Genomic DNA, 16,872 nt, shown 5'->3' on the forward strand with positions numbered 1-16,872 from the left:
CCGCCGCCCCGTCGGCTGTCAGTGCCGGTCTGTGGCTCGCGGGTGCCCCGTGCCCGCGAAGGTGATCCAACACGTCTCCCGGCCGGTGTCGAGGAGGTACCAGATGCGGCCGCCGCCGGTCACTTCGATCTGCCACTGCTCGCAGGTCTGCCCGCGGTGAGTGCCGTGCGCCAGACTGCCCTTGAGCCGGTGGTGTCGTGGTGTCTCGATGGCCGGTCTGGCGGTGGTGCGCATGGTGATCCAAGCGCGGTAGGTGTTCTCGCGGGCCTGCTGGGTGAGGCTCTCCCAGCCTTTGGCCGAGGCGGCATCGGCGAAGCGGACTTCCCATTGGCCGTCCGGTGCCGGAGGCGCGGCGCGGTCGCCGCGGCCTGGGCTCACGCGGCACCTCGCGGGTCCGTCACCAGGCCGTAGTCCTCACCGTGATCTTTGGTCAGCGCAGCAAGAAGTTCGGGGTCGGAGTAGACCTCGGCCGTGTGCTGCCAGGCAACGAGCATCTGTGCGACAGACGCGTTGTTGCCGATTGAGTCGGCGGCGCGCATCGTGTCGACCAGTTCAACGGCAAAGGCATGGAGATCGGACTCGGGTAGGAAACGGACCCAAGGGAAGGCGTCCGGCAGCACGTCAAGGAGCAGTTCCATGCTGCCGGGCTCCCGGCGTGCCATCGCGGCCAGCATCCGGGTAGCTGCCGATACGACGGTCTGGTCCTGCTCGGCCCGTGCCGCGGTGGTCAGGACCAGATCCTCGCCGTCTCTGCGGTGCAGGAGCAGTCTCGGCGATTCCTGGAGCCGGGCAAGTGTCTGCTTGTTCTTGTTGACCAGTTCGGAGAAGTTCACGGATACGTTCTCAGCACTCATGACTTTGAAATTACTTTGAAAGTGGCCGTGACGCCATCACCCACACGTGGGGTGGTCCTCGGAAGTGCGTCGACCGCCTGCATTTCGGCGCGTTGCAGAACGGGACCTGTTTCCTCCGGGACTCGGGGCGCGTGGCATGTGCGTGAGAGGCAGTGGAGGTCACCGCCTCATGGCAGTGCGATCTCGGCCCACACGCTCAGCCCGCCCGTAGTCGGCCGGCACCCCCAGCGTTTGCTGAGGCCTTGCACGATGAGCAGCCCGCGCCCGGACTCCTCCTCAGCGGAGGCGACCGTGTCAACCGGCCTCCACGGCAGGTCTTCCGAGGTCCCGCCGCCCTCGTCCGCTACGACGACAGTCACGATGTCGCGGCGGCAGCCCACCGCCACTGTGAGCAAGGGGCCCTGGCCGTGGCCGATGGCGTTCGCGGCCAGCTCCCCGGTGACCGCCTCCATTGCGTCGGCGGCCTCATCGGGCAGTCCCCAAGCGCGGGCGCCGTCCCGCACGAATCGTCGGGCCGCGCATGCCGACCGCGGGCAGTCCCCGGGGAAGGCGGCGAGCCGGAACATGGCCGGTGCCGCGTTGTAGAGGTCGCGTACGGCTCGGCACATGGCAGGTGACCCGGCCGCCCACTCGGTGAGATGCTCCAGTCGTTCCCCGCGGCAACGGGCGACGAGCAAGGTGTCCCGTAGGGCGGCAGTCAACTCGCGCATCAGTACAGGGTGTTCGGCGGTGGCCTTCGGCAGTGGCGGTTCGGCGCGTGCGAGGAGTCTTCGTGCCAAGCCGAGCTGCAGAAACTCGATGTTGTCGGCATGGCGTGTGACCACGCCGACGGCGTCCGGCGGGTCGTCGGTGACGAGATAGCAGTCCTGGCCGCGCTCGCCGCGCCAGGGCAGCAATCGGATGCAACTCCCGTCGCTGATCGCCGAATTGTCCGTCACGCGGTCCTCCCGAGGTGGTCGTGAATCTGGCGGAAGTCGATGTCTACGCCGTAGGTCGCGCACCACAGGGCGTCGCGGCGCATCCGCTGCAGCCGTGCTTTCGCGTCGGCTTCGAAGGCGTGCAGATAGGGGCGGATCAGTGCGTTGTCCGCACCATCGAGGGGTTCGTGCCAGTGCCGGACGGTGGGGGCGGGGGACGCGGTGGCAATGGGGAGCGGGCTGAGTGCTGGGGGTGAAGGAGCGGGCGTTGTGTAGCCGGCGGCGGCAGCGCGGGGTGCTCGGTGACGCCCAGAAGGAGCAAGAAACGTCTGCACTGCATCGAGGAGTTGACGAATCAGTGCTGGCATGCGGACTCGCCGTGATCGCTGGCGACGGGCAGGCCGATGGGGGATCTGGTGCACACGTTCACGGGCAGCCCGCCGTTCCAGTCGCGGAGGTAGGAGTGGCCGCCGGGTCGTGGGCAGTCGGGAGCTCCGCAGGCGGCGTCGGCGAGGTAGTGGAGGCGGTGACGGGGTTCCGGGATGAGGGTGGTGGGGTCGGTGATCCGTAGGCGGATGGCCGGGACTACTTCGACTGGCATCACGTGCTCCTTTGCGAGTAGCCAGGGAGGGTTCAGGGGAAGCCTGCTATGGGATTCCCATGAAGGGGGTGCTCTCGAGAGGAGTTCGTCAATGTGGGTGACGCTCGTCGTTCGCACGTCCGAAGGCGACACCGCAGCCCGTACGGTCTCCTCAATGCCAGGGGCGTTAATTCCTTGTGCAGTAGGAGGGGTTGGGCAATGACTGCCACACAGATCAGTCCGGCCGGGCGCATGCAGATCGCGCGGGGCCTCGCGTCACTACGAGAACGATCCGGGTTGACCCAGGTCCAGGTCGCCGACCGTGCGGGCGTGAGTACCACCACGGTCAGTCGCTACGAAATGTGGCAGGACCGTGCCCGGATTCGATGGGCAACGGTGAAGGCACTCGCCGATGCCTGCGACGCCTCGGCGGCAGAGCGGGAGGCTTTGGTCGCTGTCGCGAAGTCACAGACTGACGGGTGGTGGGTGGGCAACAGTGCCGTGCCCGCCTGGCTGGACCCACTCGTCTCCTTCGAGCAGGAGTCGGCGTACGAGCACATCTACGCGAACTCGGCTCTCCCTGGGCTGCTGCAGACCCGCGAGTACGCGATGGCGGTGCATCAAGCGCGTGAAGTGCGAAGCTCCAACGACGAGATCGAGCGCATGGTCGACGCGCGGATCCAGCGCCAGGAGACTCTTGAGAGGGACCCAGGCCTGCACTTGTGGGCCGTCCTGGACGAGTCCGTACTACGTCGAAGGGTCGGCGACACGAAGACCATGGCGCGACAGCTGGGCCACCTGTACGACATGGCGCAGCGCCCCAACATCACCGTCCAGGTCCTGCCGTTCAGTGCGGGTGCGCATGCCGCGGGAGCCGGGCACTTCGTCATCCTCGGGCGGGACGACGAACGCGAGCCGCTCAATTCCATGGCGGTCGTCTACGTCGAAATGCGCCGTCGGGGCCTGTACTTGGATGATGCCGAGGACATCAGTGCCTACAAGTTGACCTTCGACTACCTTCGTTCGCAGGCCGCCGACACCACAGCCTCGGCACGGCTGATCCGTAGAGTGCAGCAGGAGATATCCCCATGAGTTATGCGTCAACTACAGCGATGTGTCAGGAAAATGACATCTGGTTCAAGTCCTCGTACAGTGGTGGAGAGGGTAATGAATGTGTTGAGATAGCCAACTTTCGGACCCATGTAGCCGTACGTGACTCAAAGAACCTAGCCCAGGGCGCCTTGAAGGTAAGTGCCGACTGTTTCGCCATGTTCGTCAGTGGCATGGCAACGTGAATGACTTCACTCCATGAGCCGGACCAAACCGGCGTGGTCCGAGCTGAGTTGTCGATGTTCTTCCGGCGGGGCCGCGCTGGCCCTAAATGGCGTCCCGGAATCTCGGAGGGTCGTAGCTCAGGGCCGTAGGACCACCGGTTCTTCGGACAACTTCAGCGCCCACTGGGCCTCTTCATCGAAACTCATGGACCCGACCCACTCGTTGTAGAAGGCCGTTCCGGCTTCCGGAATGGCGCTCGAGCGGACCTCAAATGACGCAAATGCCCAGTGAGTCGAGCAGACCAGGACGAACTCCGGCGCGGTGACATCCCGGAGGGCAGCAACAGCTGCTTGGGACCAGCGCTGATCTGTCACGTCATCGTCATCACTGAGCATTTCACCGATGAAAGTCCGGAGGTCGTCACGTGACGTCTGGTGGCGCTTGAAAACGTAGGAGTTGAACTGGCCCTGCACCCACTGCGAGTTGAAGGGGTGGGGGACCCACATCCAGCTCCACCCAGGGCCGGAGCTCCTGTGAGTAGCCTCCGATTCCGGATAGTCACAATTGGACATCACGGGTACATATTGGTGGCCCGGAGCAGTGTTCAGCTTATGCATGACCCTCCCTACAAGATCACTTGTCGAGCTAAGCAGCGGAGACAAGCAGCCCCACCCATCACCCCTCACCCGGCGGCAGGCTACACGGACACGCCACATTGATACCGGCCTTGTGGCGCCTCTTCACCGTTGTCGCACATGCTCGGACCTGACGTGTTCGGACGCCCCGGCAGTGCTGAGACGTTCGCGTATCGCACCCGATGGGGATTACGGGACGGCCCTTAAAGCGTGTTGCACAAGGCCGTGTTCGAGCAGGACAGGGCACGCGGTCGCGGTCTTCTGGTCATGATGCGAGGGCGAGGTTGTGCATGTGGGCGACGGCCTGGACGGCGTGGTGGAGGCCGTCGCCATGCTGCCGGCAGTCGCGGAGGATCTTGTAGTTCTTCATCCGGCCGATCACATGCTCCACCCGGGCCCGCACCGTGCGATGGGCCGCGTTGTCGGACTCCTCGCCCGGCAGCAGCTCGCGTCGGGGACGCTTGCGGTGCGGCACGACCATCCCGCAGTTGAGATAGGCGCCGTCGCCGAGCACGGTCACGCCCTGGCAGTGCTCGGCGAGGCCGGAAGCCCGCCAGGCATGCGCGTCCGCGGTGGTGCCCGGCACCGGCCGGGCCGCAGCGATCACGAGACAGGTGTCGGCATCCACGATGACCTGCACGTTCGCCGAGAACCGGTAGTTGCGCGAGGACGAGCCGACGTGCCGGTCACGGACCGGGATGAGGGTGCCGTCCACGATCCACAACCGATCGGTGGCATCGGCCGGGCGGGAGACGGGCTCCAGCGCCAGCAGCGGACCGAGCCGCTGGATCACCCGGCACACTGTCGAGGAGGAGATGCCGAACAACGGGCCCAGCTGCCGCATCGTCAGGTTCGTCCGGTAGTACACCGCGACGATCAGCACCCGCTCGGCCAGCGGCAGACTCCACGGCCGACCCCGCAGAGTGCCGTTACCGCCCCGCTCACGCACCGCCCTCAGCAGCCGCGCAAACTGCGTCATCCGCAACCCGGTGAACGTCTCTATCCACACCTGTTCGGCCCTCAACACCCCAGCCATACACCGGAGATTCCCAGTTCATGGCCTTGTGCAACACGCTTTAGGGGGTTCACTGTCAAGGCGTCAGCAGGAGAAGACATCTCCCGCCAAGTAGCGGGTGGCCTTCGTGGCTGCGGTGGCGAAGTCCTTGCGCAGAGCCGCGTCGAAGGTCCGGAAGGCTGGCATGTCCTGGACCTCGACCTCCAGCATGGCCTCGCCTTTTTTCCACACGCCTGGTGCGGTGCAGGGAATGTCGATCCAGGCTCGGTGGCCGACCACCGAGCCGGTCCACGAATTCACGGTGAAGGTGTCTGCCGTCCGCGAGGAGGTGGCGGAAGTGGGGGAAGGCGACGCGCTCGTGCCGTTCCTCACGGTCTTCTTCCACAGGTAGGAGATGCGGACGGAGTGCTCCTCGCCGTCCAGGAAGCAGTACCCGTATGCCTTCCACGTGGTCGGGTGGAAGCGGCTGGTGTCCTCGGAGGTGATGCCGCCGTCACCGACAAGGGAGTTGAACACCGAGCCGGAGAGTTTGCCGTCGCAGACCGGGGAAGCGGTGCTGGGAGTGTCGGGCGGGTTCTTGTTGTTGCTGCAGCCGGTCAGGGTGAGCAGGAGCAGAGCGATGACGGCGATCGGCCGGTGCCGGGGGCGCCTGTTGGTCGTGTTGCTCATTTGTCGTTCACCGAGGAGTTCCACGTCGCACCTTCGGCGTATCCAAGCTGGGCTGTCCGCTCGATGGTGCCGCTGTCCACGTTGATATCCCCTTGCGTCATGTCGAGCCCAGCGGCTTGGTAGGCCAGCCGAAGAGACTGGGCGGTGGAGGTGCCGATCGCTTTCCTGCCGTCTGCGTAATCCCCTGCCGCCTCGGAGTTGGCTTCGGCGCCAGTGTCCTGCTGGGCCCGCTTGACGACGAGTTCCTGGATGTCCTCGACTGCGAACCCGGCGATGACCCCGGCTACAGGGGCGGCGGCGGCGGTGGCGCCGCCGACGGCCATCGACAATCCGCGTCCTACCCATTTATCAGTGGTGGCGACGGCGTTGTTGTAGTCGGCGTCCGAGGCGGAGTGCGCCTCATGTATGGCCTGAGTGCGCCCGTCGGCCATGATTCCGGCCACAACGGCTCCAGGATGGGCGACGTTCTGCAGGGCCTCGGTCATCTGCGTGGGGTCGCTTTCGATGACCCGCTGCATGAGTACCGCGGAGTGGGCCTGTTGGGCCTGGGTGATGGCTGCGTAGGCGTCGGGGTCCTGGCCCACCGCGCCGAGGAAGGGCTGGAGCTTCGACATGTCCAGGTCTGCGTCCGCTCCGAAGGGGGTGATGGTGCCTTGTTCGTTGGCTATGGCTCCTTGGACGTCGGCCATGTAGTCGGCGGTCATGTTCCCCAGGCTGTCGCGGAGTGCGTTGCGCCCGTCCTCGGCGAGCGTCCCGGGCTCGGCGCCTACCGTGTTGACGATGTCGTGCATCAGTGCCGCGCGCTCCGGGCTGTGCTTTACGGGTGCCGCGTCCTCGTCTCCGTAGGAGCGTCCAGTGGTGGCGGATTCCATCGCGTGCCCGAGGTTGTCGTAGCCGCTGGGGTGCTTGGCGTCGCCGGTGTAGGCGGCACCTTCGGGCCAGTGGCGGTCCTTGAGGAGGTAGTCGAGGCGGTCGATCTCCTCGCCGTCGACGGTGGTGCTGCCGGTGAGGAACTCGGTGGAGGCTTCGGGGTTGTGGCCGAGGCCTTCCATGAAGCCGGTCATGGGGTCGAGGGCCACGATGTTGGTCAGTCCGGAGGTGCGGGTGTTGTCGCCGCTCCAGTAGGCGTCGGGGTTCTTCCCGCCGCCCGCTGTGCCGTTCTTCTCCGCCGTGATGAGGTCGTCGCCGTAGTCCTGGAGAAAGTCCCTGTCCCACTTTCCGTGGCTCATCAGGCTTCCGGTGAGCTGGTAGCCATTGAGGCCGTAGGCGGACTGAGTGGGGTTGGCGTTGAACTCGTGCTGTCCGGATGCGAGTAGGTCGTTCTGGAACTTGGTGATGCCAGCGTTCGGCTTGCCATTGTCGTCGGATCTGGTGGCGGTCCCCAGGGTGGTGCCCAAGTTCCTCTGGAACGACTTGAGTTCGGCGAGCTCCCTCTTGGAGAGATGGGTTCCGGCGGGCGGGTTGACGAGCTCGTTGTACCTTTCCAGAGTGTTGTCGGCTCCGGTTTTCAGCGCGAAGCGGCTGGCGAATTCGGGGTCGTTACGGTTGGCGGAGAGGACGGCGTTCAGTCGGTCGAATTCGACGTCGGTCAGGCGGCCCTTCTTCTTCATGAGGTGTGCTGCCTGGTCGGCCTCGATGGCGTCGAGGCTCGTGTAGGCGCTGGTGTTGAAGGATGTGTTGTTGTCGCCGTTGGCGTCGCGTTCCAGGGCGGCGCTTGCGGCCTCGTCGGCGGCGGTGGCCAGTTCCAGGATCCGTTTCATACGGGATTCCAGGGCGTCCAGGGCCTTGTTGCGCTCGGTGGCGAAGCCTTCGGCAGAGGAGGCTGTGGGGCTGTTCCAGCGTTCGTCGACGTCCTCGATCGCTCCCTTGTCGGAGATGCGGAAGCCGTCGGCCGGAGCCTCGTCGATCAGCGTGTGTAGCTGTTTCTGGAACTTGGCGAACTCGCCGTGGGCGTCGTTCAGGAGCTTGGCGATGCGGCCGGCCTCGGTGGCGGCGTCCTCGTACTGCTTGCGGGCCTTCTTCATGGTGGAGAAGGCTGCTTCGGCAGCGTCGCCTTCCCAGTGGCCCTCGAGGTGGGTGATGACGCGGCGGGTGAACTCGTCATGCAGGCTCTCGTACTTGGCGGGCAGGACCTTCCAGGACTCGGCGGCCGTGGCTAAGGGCGCGAGATCGGCCTCGTTGACGTAGGCGAAGGACGGCATGTGTGGTGATTCCTTTGGGGCGTGGGGCGGACGAGGCGTCCGGGCCGGCTGATGTACCGGCCTAGCGGCGAGCGGGGAAGCGGGTCCGCTCAGCCGAAGGGGGAAGTGATCGAGGCCATGCGGGCCTGTTCTTCCTGCTCGGCACGGGTGTACTCGCCGGTGGTGGCGTGCAGGCGGTCGCTGATGTCCTGCAGCATGCCCTTGAGGTGGGTGACCTGTTCGCCCCAGCGGACGTCCATCGTCATCAGGGAGCCGGCGGTGGCCCAGGAGCCGGCCTCCGGGAGGCCGGGGGCGGTGTGTTTGTTGAGGCCTTTGACGGCGCTCTGAGTGTTCTCGTCGGCGGTGTTGTCGACGTTCTCGGTGTCACCGCGGAGTTCGACCAGGGCGTTGGCCGCCTGCTTCATGCGGCTGGTGTCGGTCTTGCTTGTGCCTGATCCGGTCGTGGACGTACCGGCACCAGAAGGTGAAGTCACCTGGAATCAGCCCCCGTTGGCGGCGCGCGGGCCGCAACTCTCAGATCCGTGAATTCGACAGCGGTACGGTACAGCTGTTCGAGGGGGATGTCAGGGAGATGCCAGGGGGATGCCAGGGGGATGTGATGGGTTCGCGTGGTTCTGTGGCGGTGCGGTGGCCGTCTCGCGCTCAGCCGTGAGCCAGTTGCAGTCGATCAGGCGGGAAGCGTGAGGTCGACCGTGGGCGGGGCGGGCGGCCACCGGATGGTCGCCGCCCGCCCCGCGGAGCGTCAGTCGCCCATCTTGACGAGCGAGGCCTCGTGCGCCTCGCTCGCCACCGAGCTCTTGCCGGTGTTGGAGACCGAGGCCAGGAACACGCTGTCGTCGTGCAGGTAGGGCATCGCCCAGGCGTCCTGACCGAGGGCGCCGTCCAGGTGCCCGTAGTACTGCTCTTGCGTCTCGGAGCCGGACTTGGGGTCGAGGCTGACGAGGTACATGGGGGACCCGTCGCCGCCGAAGTTCTCCTCCCGCCAGCCGGTTTCGTCTTGCTTCAGCGCCAGGAGCTCGTTTCCGGACCCTTGGACGAGCGAGTACTCCGCGTCGTCGCTGCTTCCGGTGGACCAGACGCGCTTGCCGCTGGCGAGGTCGTACGCGTCGATCGCCGACCCCAGGCTCGAACCGTCGTGCTTTTCGGCGATGTAGAGCGTATTGCCGATGACCTTCAGCGCGGGCCGCGGGTCGCCTTCCGTCGCGGCCTCCTGCTGCGAGAAGTAGATGTCGGGGGAGGAGTATTCCTCGAGGTTCTCTCCGAGAACCAGGGTGTTTCTGGCTTTGCCGTCATCCTGCAGGACGGTGAACCCGTTCTTCTTCACCTCCTGGGGGACGCCGACGATGACCGGAGAGGTCGACACGACCATCGCGTCCTCGCCGTACTCCCACTCGCCGTCACCCATGGCATAGGTCCACTTCGCCTTGCCGGTGGCCGGATCGACGCCGGCCGCCGTCGAGCTCTGGCCGTCCGGGGAGCCGTAGGCCCAGCGGGTGGTGCAGAGCTGCACCCTCACCAGCTGCTTGCCGCCGACGTACCCCTGGCCCTCGCACGGCTTTCCGCCGTACGTCTCCTTCTTGCTGTCCTTCCAGAGCACCTTGCCGGTACGCAGGTCGTACGCGGTCTTGTCGTTGACGACGACCGTGCCGCCGCTCACCGCGGTGCTGGGGCCGTCCTGACGCTTCGAGATCGTGTGCTGCCACAGCTTCTTGCCGGTCTTGAGGTCAAGGGCGAAGAGGCCGTTGCAGTCATGGACGGCGCCGACGGCGAGGATCGCGATGTCCTCGCTGGTCACGGAGGAGGCGTGACAGATCGTGGAGGCTCCCTTTCCGGGAGCGGCCATGCCCCACTGAAGGTCGCCGCTGTTGGCATCGAGTGCGCTGACACCGTCGGTCTGGGCGCGGACGACGTTCTTCCCCGTGAACCACGTACCGAGGTAGTTCTGGGTGTCGGATTCGCCCCCGTAGTACGGAAGGCTCCACTCGACCTGGGTCTTGGAGGGGTCGAGCACGATCCAGGCCACCGAGCCGAAGACGCCCGACATGATGACGCTGAGCACCAGGAGGAAGATCATCAGCCCCTTGCCCCGCTGCTTCCCGGGGGTGGAGGACGGCGGGTGCATGGGCGTGAACTGCGGCGGCGCGAAGGCTTGTTGGGGTTGCTGCGGCGGGTAGGTCTGCTGCGGTGGATAGGGCTGCTGCGGTGCGTAGCCCTGTTGGGGCGGATACGGCGGGTTGTGGGGCTGCTGACCCGGAACGGGCGGCATGCCGTTGGAGTAGCCGGGCGTCGTCATGAGATCTGCTTCCTCACGTAGTCGGCCCAGGCGTTCTGGAACTCGTCCGAACCCATACCGGTGGCCTTCGTCAGCTGCGCGTTCATCCCCTTGGGGTTCTTGTACTGCTCGGCCACGAAGGCGAGGGCCTTGTCCTCGCCGTACTTCTCGGCGATGAAGCGGATGGCCAGCCAGCCCAGGGTGTAGTGCGCGCTGTTCTCCGCGTCGATCGTGCTGTGGAAGTCGTCGCTGAGAGGGAGCTTGCCGTCGAAGGGATCGACGTAGCTGCCCGCGTAGTACCTCTTCAGGCCGCGCAGTTCGTTGGCCGCCGACGAGGGCGCATTCCGCATTGCCATGTATTCGGCGAAGCCCTCGATCACCCACAGCTGCGCCTGGCCGTCGGGGCCCGTCAGCGGCTCCACCATGGTGTGCGCCAGTTCGTGGTGGCTGATCTCGAGAACGCCCGAGGCGTAACCGGGACGGGTGAACCGGCTCTCCGCGGTGTCCATGACGATGCGGGCGCCACCGTTTTGGACGTTCACCCTGGCCTTGGTCCCGCCGGCTGTCACCGCCGGCATCTGGATGGACACGCCCGCCTCGGCGATCGACTCGTCGTCCTCCTGGCCGGTGCCCGCCCGGTACATGTGCTTGTACACCTTGCGGTTCTTCTCGAGTGTGACGACGAAGCCGGGCATCGTGTGGCCGCTCTTGGGGCCCTTGGCCTCCCAGACCGCGAGATTGTCCGTCGCCGCCTTCTCGATGTACGGGGCGTAGCGACGGGCGTCGGCCGCCTGGGCGGAGTCCGACATGATCACGGTGTGCGGCTTGACGGTGACGGCCATCGAGTCGTACGCGTCCCAGGGGGCCGGGTAGTTGGTCATCTCGCCGTATCCCGGGATCTCCGGAGTGGACGGTCCCACCGCGGTGACCTTCAGGTCCGAGTCCGAGGTCTTCTTCTCGACCGTCCAGCGGTACAACTCGGCGACGGGGCTGGCGTCAGCCCCCTTCACCTGGTGTACGAACGCCACTTCGACGGAAGCCGACGCGCCCGCGCCGTAGTGGTCGACGGCCCGGCCGTCGATTGTGAAGTACTGATACTCGGACACCGCGAACGGGACCTTACGAAGGTTCGCGAACAGCGAAGCCTGCTTGGTCCTCAGCGTCGACGAGCTGCCGTCGAACGGCGCGAGGTAGGCGCCCTTGTCGCCGCCCGTGAGCGCCTTGGAGTGGTTCTTGAGGAGATCGGACATGTCGCCCTGGGTGATCTCGGTGGCCTGCCCGCCCTTGCCGGCCACGGGCAACGGGTCGTCACTGACCGCCTGGACGATGCCGAACACCATCAGGCCGAGCGCAATGACGGCGATTCCGCCGAAGGCCACGGTCACCCACTTGAGGACCGGGTTCACGGTGCGCGGTGCGTCGCGCTGCGGCGTGATCGGGGGTCCCGGGGGTGCGGGCGGCGGAGACGGTGGCCTGGGTGGCTGTTGCGGGGGATACGACTGCCCGTACCCCTGCGGCGGTTGAAACGACATGGATCCCTCGTTATAGGGGGGACACACGTCCGTCCCCCGTGACGACGCTTGTCATGCATCCGACCTAGGGGACGCGAGCCTCATTTTTATCAGATGCTTATACCGGCACCGCCGGTAACTCCCGCAACACCGGGGCCCGTCCGTCCTCGGACCCGCGGTTCAGTAAAGTCGGCGGCTGCTCAGGGCGCGCTCAACGGGGACGGGGTTACGGCGGTATGGGAACGAGTGGATCTTTGGAATCGCCTGTCCGTCGGTACCGCGTGCGAGGGCTGGCTCCGGCCAGTTGGACGGCTTCGAGTGTGTGCGTTGTCGCCTTTCTGGGGTGGCTTTTTCTGCCGGTTCTGGCGTGGCGGCGTGGGCTGATCGTCGCGTGCTTGGTGGTTCTGCTGGGGTGTCTGGCCGTCGTGCTGCTGGGGCGTCGCGGGCTGCCCGTGGGGGACGGTGGCGAGAGCGCGGGGTACAGCGCCGTCAGGCCGGAGTTTCCGGCGGCCGGGGATCCGCCGGGGCTGCCGGCGGCGTTGCCCGTCGGGCGGCGTGTGAAGGCGCGCGGACTGGTCGGCATCGTCGCGTTTCTGGCGGCGCTCGCCGGGATTCTGGCCGTAACCGCGGGAGACGACACGGACGCCGGCCGAGCGGCTGCCCTGGCCGAGGCCGGGGCCGTCCCGGGCAGCGCCCGGATCGTGCAGGTGCGCGAACTCGAGCGGTACGCAGGCCGCTCGGATACGGACTTCGGGGCCGAGGTGACGGTGATGCTGCCGGGGCGAGAGGGAGAGCCGGGTTCCCGGACGACGCTCTGGGCTCGCACGCACGAAGAGCCCCACGAGGGCGGGAAGTTGAGGGTCCTGTACTCGCCGGGCCACCCCGAACTCGGTGCCGTGCACGGTGACAGCGGGACGCTCGACCGACTGCAGGCCGGCACTGCCTTGACGCCCGTCGCTACCTGGGCGTTCTTCGGCGGCTGGGCAGGGGTGTCGCTCCTTGTGGTGCTGCTGTCCGTCTTCGGGGGCGGTTTCCGTGGGCTCTCCCGCCTCGAAGGCGGTGCGCGTGCGGTCCGTGGCAGCGTTTGGGGCGTTACGCGGTGGGGCGGTGGCGGCACCGCGCTGCGGGTGCGCACCGCTACCGGTGAGGTCCACTTCTGCGCGGAGCAGAACAACCAGGCCATCGCCAGGTCCCTGCGGAACGAGGAAGTGTGGGTCTGCTGGGCCGCGGCCGAAAAGCCTGCGGCCGGGGGTTCCGGCGAGCGGCTGCGTGCCTCACTGATCGGCGACGGCGGATGGTGCCTGCCGGGTGAGGTGTGGAGCGCTCAGGTCGCGCGGGTCGACCGTGACTCGTCCACCGTCGGCACCCCGGAAGCACCGGTCGACCCCCGCCGGTCGGTGGCACTGTGGCTGCCGGTGACGTCCTGGCCGCTCCGCATCCACGGGTGGAGCGTGGTGCTCCTCGCGGTCGCCATGGTCGCCACCGCCCTGCTCCTGACCGATACGGGAGGCCGCCCCCGCTGGGCGGCGGGGTTCGTCGCGGCTGTTGCGCTCCTGGGAACGTGCGTCGGCTACTTGGCTTCCGGCAGCTCCCGGAAGGGTTCCCCGGCTCTGACCGAGGCGACCGCAACGAAGGCCTGAATAGGGCCATGAGGAAAGGATGCTGTGCGTGAGCTCCAAGGAGCGGCTGAACTCCGAGATCCGGGAAGCCGTGCGGCATCATTACCGGTTCGCCGTTAAGCGATTTGCCCGGCAGGCGCCCTTGTTCGTGGCGCTATGGGTGCTGTTCGTGGTAAGTGACACCGCACTTCTCATTCCTGTCGGGCTCGTCGGAATTCTCGGCGGTCTCTACTGTCTGCAGATGCTTGCGCGCAGAGCTGGTTGCACCTGGATGTGTGCGCGCGCCTTCCGGGCCTACGAGGCTGACTTTGTCCCCACCCTCAAGAAAGTGCGACAGGAAGGCGGGGGCGTGCTCTTTCTGCTGCTCGGGCAGGAACGGAATCCGATGTGGACGATGCGCGCCCACAAGGCCAGCAGGAAGGACGGCTGGCCGAAGGATATTGAGGCCGGCCTGTGGTTCGCGGGTGACAGGCTCTTCGGCGGTGCTGCGTTCGTACCAGGAAGTGGCGAACTGCTGATCATGCAGCCGAACGGTTGGAAGCTCTGGGCCCCGGAGAGGAAGAGCGCTGGTGCTGAGCGCATCGCGAGGGCGCGGAGGGCGGGGATCAGACGCCTCCGGATCCGGCGGCCGGTGCGTGTGCATGGGTGACGAGAGGGCGGCGGGGGAGCAGCGTTGACGCCCCGTCCTCTGAACCCCCCTCCTCTGAACCCCCTCCTCAGAACAACCCGTGCCACATCTGCTCGATGATCAGGGACCACCAGTTGCCCGGTTCCGACAGGGCGTTCGGGTCGATGGCCAGCAGGCGGGTCTGGAGGTCGGCGACGATGTTGCCCGCCAGGTGTGGGTCCGCGTCGAGCATGTGGCCGCGCGTCGCGTACAGGGTGGCGAGGGAGTACGCGAAGGCGGCGACCGAGGAGTTCACGTACTGGAGGTGGCCGTCCAGGGGCATGGCCGCCCAGACCTGGCCGCTGTCGCGCTGCACCGTGATCACGAACATGCCGTCGGTGCCGATGCGGGTGTGCGTGGCGAGGGTGTTGGCCGCATCAGGGGGCAACTGGACGCCCGTACCGATGAGGTGGGTACGCACGTCCGCGAACATGCCGCCCATGACGGGCGTGACGCCGGGTGCGTCGGTGTCCGCCAGGAAGAAGAGGGGGACGTCGGCGGGGAGGCCGGCGGTGGCCAGGGTCGCGCGTGCCGCGTCGGGGAGTGCCGCGGTGGCCAGGAGCTGGGGAGCGTAACGGCGGACCTTCTGCTCGCCGAAGACCTGCGTGAGCAGCGGGCCGAGCTCCGCGTCCGGCAGGACATGCGTGGGCGGTACGGGGTGGGGGAGCGGGGCGCGGGACGGCTGTGGTGGTGCTTGCTGGCCGGCGAGTTGGGACATCATCTGCGCGTGTGAGGTGAGCGCGGTGATTCCCTCGGTGCGGGAGGCCTGGTCCCGGCCGTAGGGGTGGGCGTGCGAGTGGGAGGCCCTCGGGAACGTGGACAACAGGACGTTCGCCGTGTAGCCGCCGGGGAAGTAGCCGGGGGACAGGTCCGTGTGGATCGCGACGACGTTTTCCACGGGCACCCTCAACTCGCCCAGCTGCGCCATGCCCTGGTACTCGGCCGGCGGCTTTCCGGGCGCCGAGGTGGCCGTGACGTAGGCCTCCTGGCCGGTGCGCGGGTCGACGTAGGTGAAGACCGCGGTGTTGCCCGGGCCGGTGGCCGGGCGGCCGGGTGGTGGGCCGGCGGGGGCGGGCGTGTGTGCCGGCTGGTGCGGCTGAGGGGATGCTGCGGGCGGGGCCAACGGGTAGTCCACCACGGTGGGGGTGGGCTGCGGTGAGGTGGCGGGCGGCACCGGTGCCGTCGACGGCGGAGCCGTGCGCTGCGGGACCACCGGAGCCGGGGGCCCGGAGTCGGCAGGGCCGACCCCCTCGCCCCGGGCCGTGGAGCCCGAGGCCCCCGCGCCCGAGGCCCCCGCGCCCTGGGCCCCCGAGCCCTGGGCGGCCGAGCCCAACGCGCTCGCGTACTGCGTGAGTCCGTCCTCCTCGAACGCCGACGCCAGCATCCGCGCGCGCTGCTCGGGACCCGCCTGCGTGCGCGTCAGGAGCGGCGCGATCCGTAGGTACGTGCGTCCCGGAGCGGGCAGCGACGCGCGCGCCCGGTCGTCCGGCGCGACCTCCTCCAGCGCGGCCCGCAGTACCACCGGGTCCGTGTGCACCAGCAGCCACGGGTCCTTGAGCAGGCGGGGCAGTTGGCCCGCGCCCAGGAGGTGGCCGACGATGCCGTCCCGTACGTAGGGGTCGGCCTGCTCCCAACCCTCGTCGGGGACCCGCTCCAGCAGCTCCATCGCGAGGCAGAGGTGTGCGGAGCGCACATCGGGCAGCATGGCGCGGATCGCCTCGCCGAGGGCCGAATGGGCGAGGGTGATGAGGGTGGGTTTCGCCGCGTCCTCGTCGTTCACCGTGGTGACGAACGGGCCGGCGAGCGGCATGCCGTTGGCGATGTCCTGCGACAGGTCGCGGGCGGCCAGCGCCGAGGCCAGCGGGGCCCACAGCGGCAGCGGCAGTCCCTCGCCCTCGGCGAGGGCCAGCGGAGCGAGCATCGCGGGCAGGAGGGTCGGGTCCGCGCCGAGGCGTTGGGCGTGCATGGCGACGGCTTCGGCGGGGCCGGCGGGGAAGAGGGCGGCGTTCGGCGGCGGCTCGGGGGCCAACAAGTGTGCGCTGACGGTCAGTTGGGCGGTCAGGCGGCTGCCGCCTGGACCCGCGGCCGTGCGCGATGCGATGCCCTGCGCGAGCCAGAGCCGCATCTGCGGATCCTCGGTGAACGGCAGCCGGGGCGCCCCGAAGGTCGGGTCGAGCGCGATCTGGGTCTGCAGGGTGAGGCCGTGGAGGTCGGCGTGCTCGGGCGCGTCGAGATCGATGACCTGTGCCGTCCCGGCAGGGAGTGCGGCGGCGATCTCGGCGGCCACCGCGCGCGGGACCTCGGCGAGAAGTCGTACGGAGGGGAGCCCCGCGAGCGGCAGCAGCAGCTCGCGCGCCATCCGCTCGGGCCCGCGCCCGGCCCGTACGGGACCGGCCTCGTCCACATCGGGCACGACGATCACGTGCTCACCCGCGCCCAAGGCCTCGTAGACCTCGGCATCGCGCGCGACGTCGATCCCGTAGTGGTCGGCGAGCAGCCACAGCACCTGCGCGGGCGTGCGTCCCGCGGCGCTCGGCACCGCGGGCGCGGGCAGCGGCGGCGGGACCGTCCACGGGTCGAGGCGCGCGAGGTCGATGCGCTCGCGGTGGCCGGGGTCGCACAGCATCAGGAACCCGGTCAGCAGCCGCGAACTGCCG

16 protein-coding genes are annotated in these 16,872 nt (G+C 67.8%); 4 read left to right on the plus strand and 12 right to left on the minus strand.

The window, feature by feature from the left end; genetic code table 11:
• Positions 1-18: 18 nt before the first annotated feature.
• The 4 genes from OKJ99_RS34825 to OKJ99_RS34840 all read right to left on the minus strand — a co-directional run bounded on the left by OKJ99_RS34825 (position 19) and on the right by OKJ99_RS34840 (position 2,372).
• A complete protein-coding gene (locus OKJ99_RS34825; protein ID WP_326022250.1) occupies positions 19-378 on the minus strand; it encodes a hypothetical protein in 360 nt (119 codons plus the stop codon).
• Positions 375-854, minus strand: a complete 480-nt coding sequence (locus OKJ99_RS34830) for a hypothetical protein (RefSeq protein ID WP_326022251.1) — start codon at positions 852-854, stop codon at positions 375-377. The genes OKJ99_RS34825 and OKJ99_RS34830 overlap by 4 nt, the downstream gene beginning before the upstream one ends.
• Before the next feature lie 167 nt (positions 855-1,021).
• Positions 1,022-1,792: an ATP-binding protein gene (locus tag OKJ99_RS34835; protein WP_326022252.1), complete on the minus strand. Its 771-nt coding sequence runs from the start codon at positions 1,790-1,792 to the stop codon at positions 1,022-1,024.
• A 334-nt stretch (positions 1,793-2,126) separates the two neighbouring features.
• Positions 2,127-2,372 carry a hypothetical protein gene (locus OKJ99_RS34840; RefSeq protein ID WP_326022253.1) on the minus strand — a complete coding sequence of 82 codons (246 nt, stop codon included), beginning with the start codon at positions 2,370-2,372 and terminating at the stop codon, positions 2,127-2,129.
• Positions 2,373-2,603: 231 nt separating this feature from the next.
• Here OKJ99_RS34840 and OKJ99_RS34845 point away from each other — a divergent pair, with 231 nt between their 5' ends.
• Both OKJ99_RS34845 and OKJ99_RS34850 read left to right on the plus strand, forming a co-directional pair.
• Positions 2,604-3,443 carry a helix-turn-helix domain-containing protein gene (locus OKJ99_RS34845; RefSeq protein ID WP_326022265.1) on the plus strand — a complete coding sequence of 280 codons (840 nt, stop codon included), beginning with the start codon at positions 2,604-2,606 and terminating at the stop codon, positions 3,441-3,443.
• Positions 3,444-3,463: 20 nt separating this feature from the next.
• Positions 3,464-3,646, plus strand: a complete 183-nt coding sequence (locus OKJ99_RS34850; RefSeq protein ID WP_326022266.1) for a DUF397 domain-containing protein — start codon at positions 3,464-3,466, stop codon at positions 3,644-3,646.
• 117 nt (positions 3,647-3,763) lie between these two features.
• On the opposite strand, the gene OKJ99_RS34855 is transcribed toward OKJ99_RS34850, so the two are convergent.
• From OKJ99_RS34855 to OKJ99_RS34885, 7 genes are all read right to left on the minus strand, one after another.
• Complete coding sequence (locus OKJ99_RS34855) at positions 3,764-4,099, minus strand: hypothetical protein (protein WP_326022254.1); 336 nt, start codon at positions 4,097-4,099, stop codon at positions 3,764-3,766.
• A gap of 427 nt (positions 4,100-4,526) precedes the next feature.
• On the minus strand, positions 4,527-5,297 hold the full coding sequence (locus OKJ99_RS34860) for a transposase family protein (protein ID WP_326022255.1): 771 nt from the start codon (positions 5,295-5,297) through the stop codon (positions 4,527-4,529).
• A 63-nt stretch (positions 5,298-5,360) separates the two neighbouring features.
• Positions 5,361-5,945, minus strand: a complete 585-nt coding sequence (locus OKJ99_RS34865) for a hypothetical protein (protein ID WP_326022256.1) — start codon at positions 5,943-5,945, stop codon at positions 5,361-5,363.
• Positions 5,942-8,146, minus strand: coding sequence for a DUF6571 family protein (locus OKJ99_RS34870; protein ID WP_326022257.1), 2,205 nt, complete (start codon positions 8,144-8,146; stop codon positions 5,942-5,944). Before OKJ99_RS34870 ends, OKJ99_RS34865 begins: the two co-directional genes overlap by 4 nt.
• 89 nt (positions 8,147-8,235) lie before the next feature.
• A complete protein-coding gene (locus OKJ99_RS34875) occupies positions 8,236-8,550 on the minus strand; it encodes a hypothetical protein (RefSeq protein WP_326022258.1) in 315 nt (104 codons plus the stop codon).
• Positions 8,551-8,888: 338 nt separating this feature from the next.
• Positions 8,889-10,439: an outer membrane protein assembly factor BamB family protein gene (locus OKJ99_RS34880; protein WP_326022259.1), complete on the minus strand. Its 1,551-nt coding sequence runs from the start codon at positions 10,437-10,439 to the stop codon at positions 8,889-8,891.
• The gene (locus OKJ99_RS34885) at positions 10,436-11,824 is read right to left on the minus strand and encodes a collagenase (RefSeq protein WP_326022260.1); all 1,389 of its coding nucleotides are present in this window, start codon (positions 11,822-11,824) and stop codon (positions 10,436-10,438) included. The genes OKJ99_RS34880 and OKJ99_RS34885 overlap by 4 nt, the downstream gene beginning before the upstream one ends.
• Positions 11,825-12,324: 500 nt before the next feature.
• On the opposite strand from OKJ99_RS34885, the gene OKJ99_RS34890 reads away from it, so the two are divergent.
• Positions 12,325-13,569, plus strand: a complete 1,245-nt coding sequence (locus tag OKJ99_RS34890; RefSeq protein ID WP_326022261.1) for a hypothetical protein — start codon at positions 12,325-12,327, stop codon at positions 13,567-13,569.
• A 28-nt stretch (positions 13,570-13,597) separates the two neighbouring features.
• Entirely contained in the window at positions 13,598-14,197 is a 600-nt protein-coding gene (locus OKJ99_RS34895; RefSeq protein ID WP_326022262.1) for a hypothetical protein, read from the plus strand.
• Between the two features lie 67 nt (positions 14,198-14,264).
• Here OKJ99_RS34895 and OKJ99_RS34900 read toward each other — a convergent pair.
• Positions 14,265-16,872 (minus strand): SUKH-4 family immunity protein (locus OKJ99_RS34900; protein WP_326022263.1); only part of this gene is annotated, 2,608 nt, incomplete at its 5' end.

Source organism: Streptomyces endophyticus (genome assembly GCF_035798155.1).
Lineage (GTDB): Bacteria > Actinomycetota > Actinomycetes > Streptomycetales > Streptomycetaceae > Streptomyces > Streptomyces endophyticus.

Coding starts and splice junctions, on each gene's coding strand:
- OKJ99_RS34830 (WP_326022251.1), bottom strand. CDS start 854: ATGAGTGCTGAGAACGTATCCGTGAACTTCTCCGAACTGGTCAACAAG.
- OKJ99_RS34840 (WP_326022253.1), bottom strand. CDS start 2,372: ATGCCAGTCGAAGTAGTCCCGGCCATCCGCCTACGGATCACCGACCCC.
- OKJ99_RS34845 (WP_326022265.1), top strand. CDS start 2,604: ATGCAGATCGCGCGGGGCCTCGCGTCACTACGAGAACGATCCGGGTTG.
- OKJ99_RS34850 (WP_326022266.1), top strand. CDS start 3,464: ATGTGTCAGGAAAATGACATCTGGTTCAAGTCCTCGTACAGTGGTGGA.
- OKJ99_RS34860 (WP_326022255.1), bottom strand. CDS start 5,297: ATGGCTGGGGTGTTGAGGGCCGAACAGGTGTGGATAGAGACGTTCACC.
- OKJ99_RS34865 (WP_326022256.1), bottom strand. CDS start 5,945: ATGAGCAACACGACCAACAGGCGCCCCCGGCACCGGCCGATCGCCGTC.
- OKJ99_RS34870 (WP_326022257.1), bottom strand. CDS start 8,146: ATGCCGTCCTTCGCCTACGTCAACGAGGCCGATCTCGCGCCCTTAGCC.
- OKJ99_RS34875 (WP_326022258.1), bottom strand. CDS start 8,550: ATGAAGCAGGCGGCCAACGCCCTGGTCGAACTCCGCGGTGACACCGAG.
- OKJ99_RS34880 (WP_326022259.1), bottom strand. CDS start 10,439: ATGACGACGCCCGGCTACTCCAACGGCATGCCGCCCGTTCCGGGTCAG.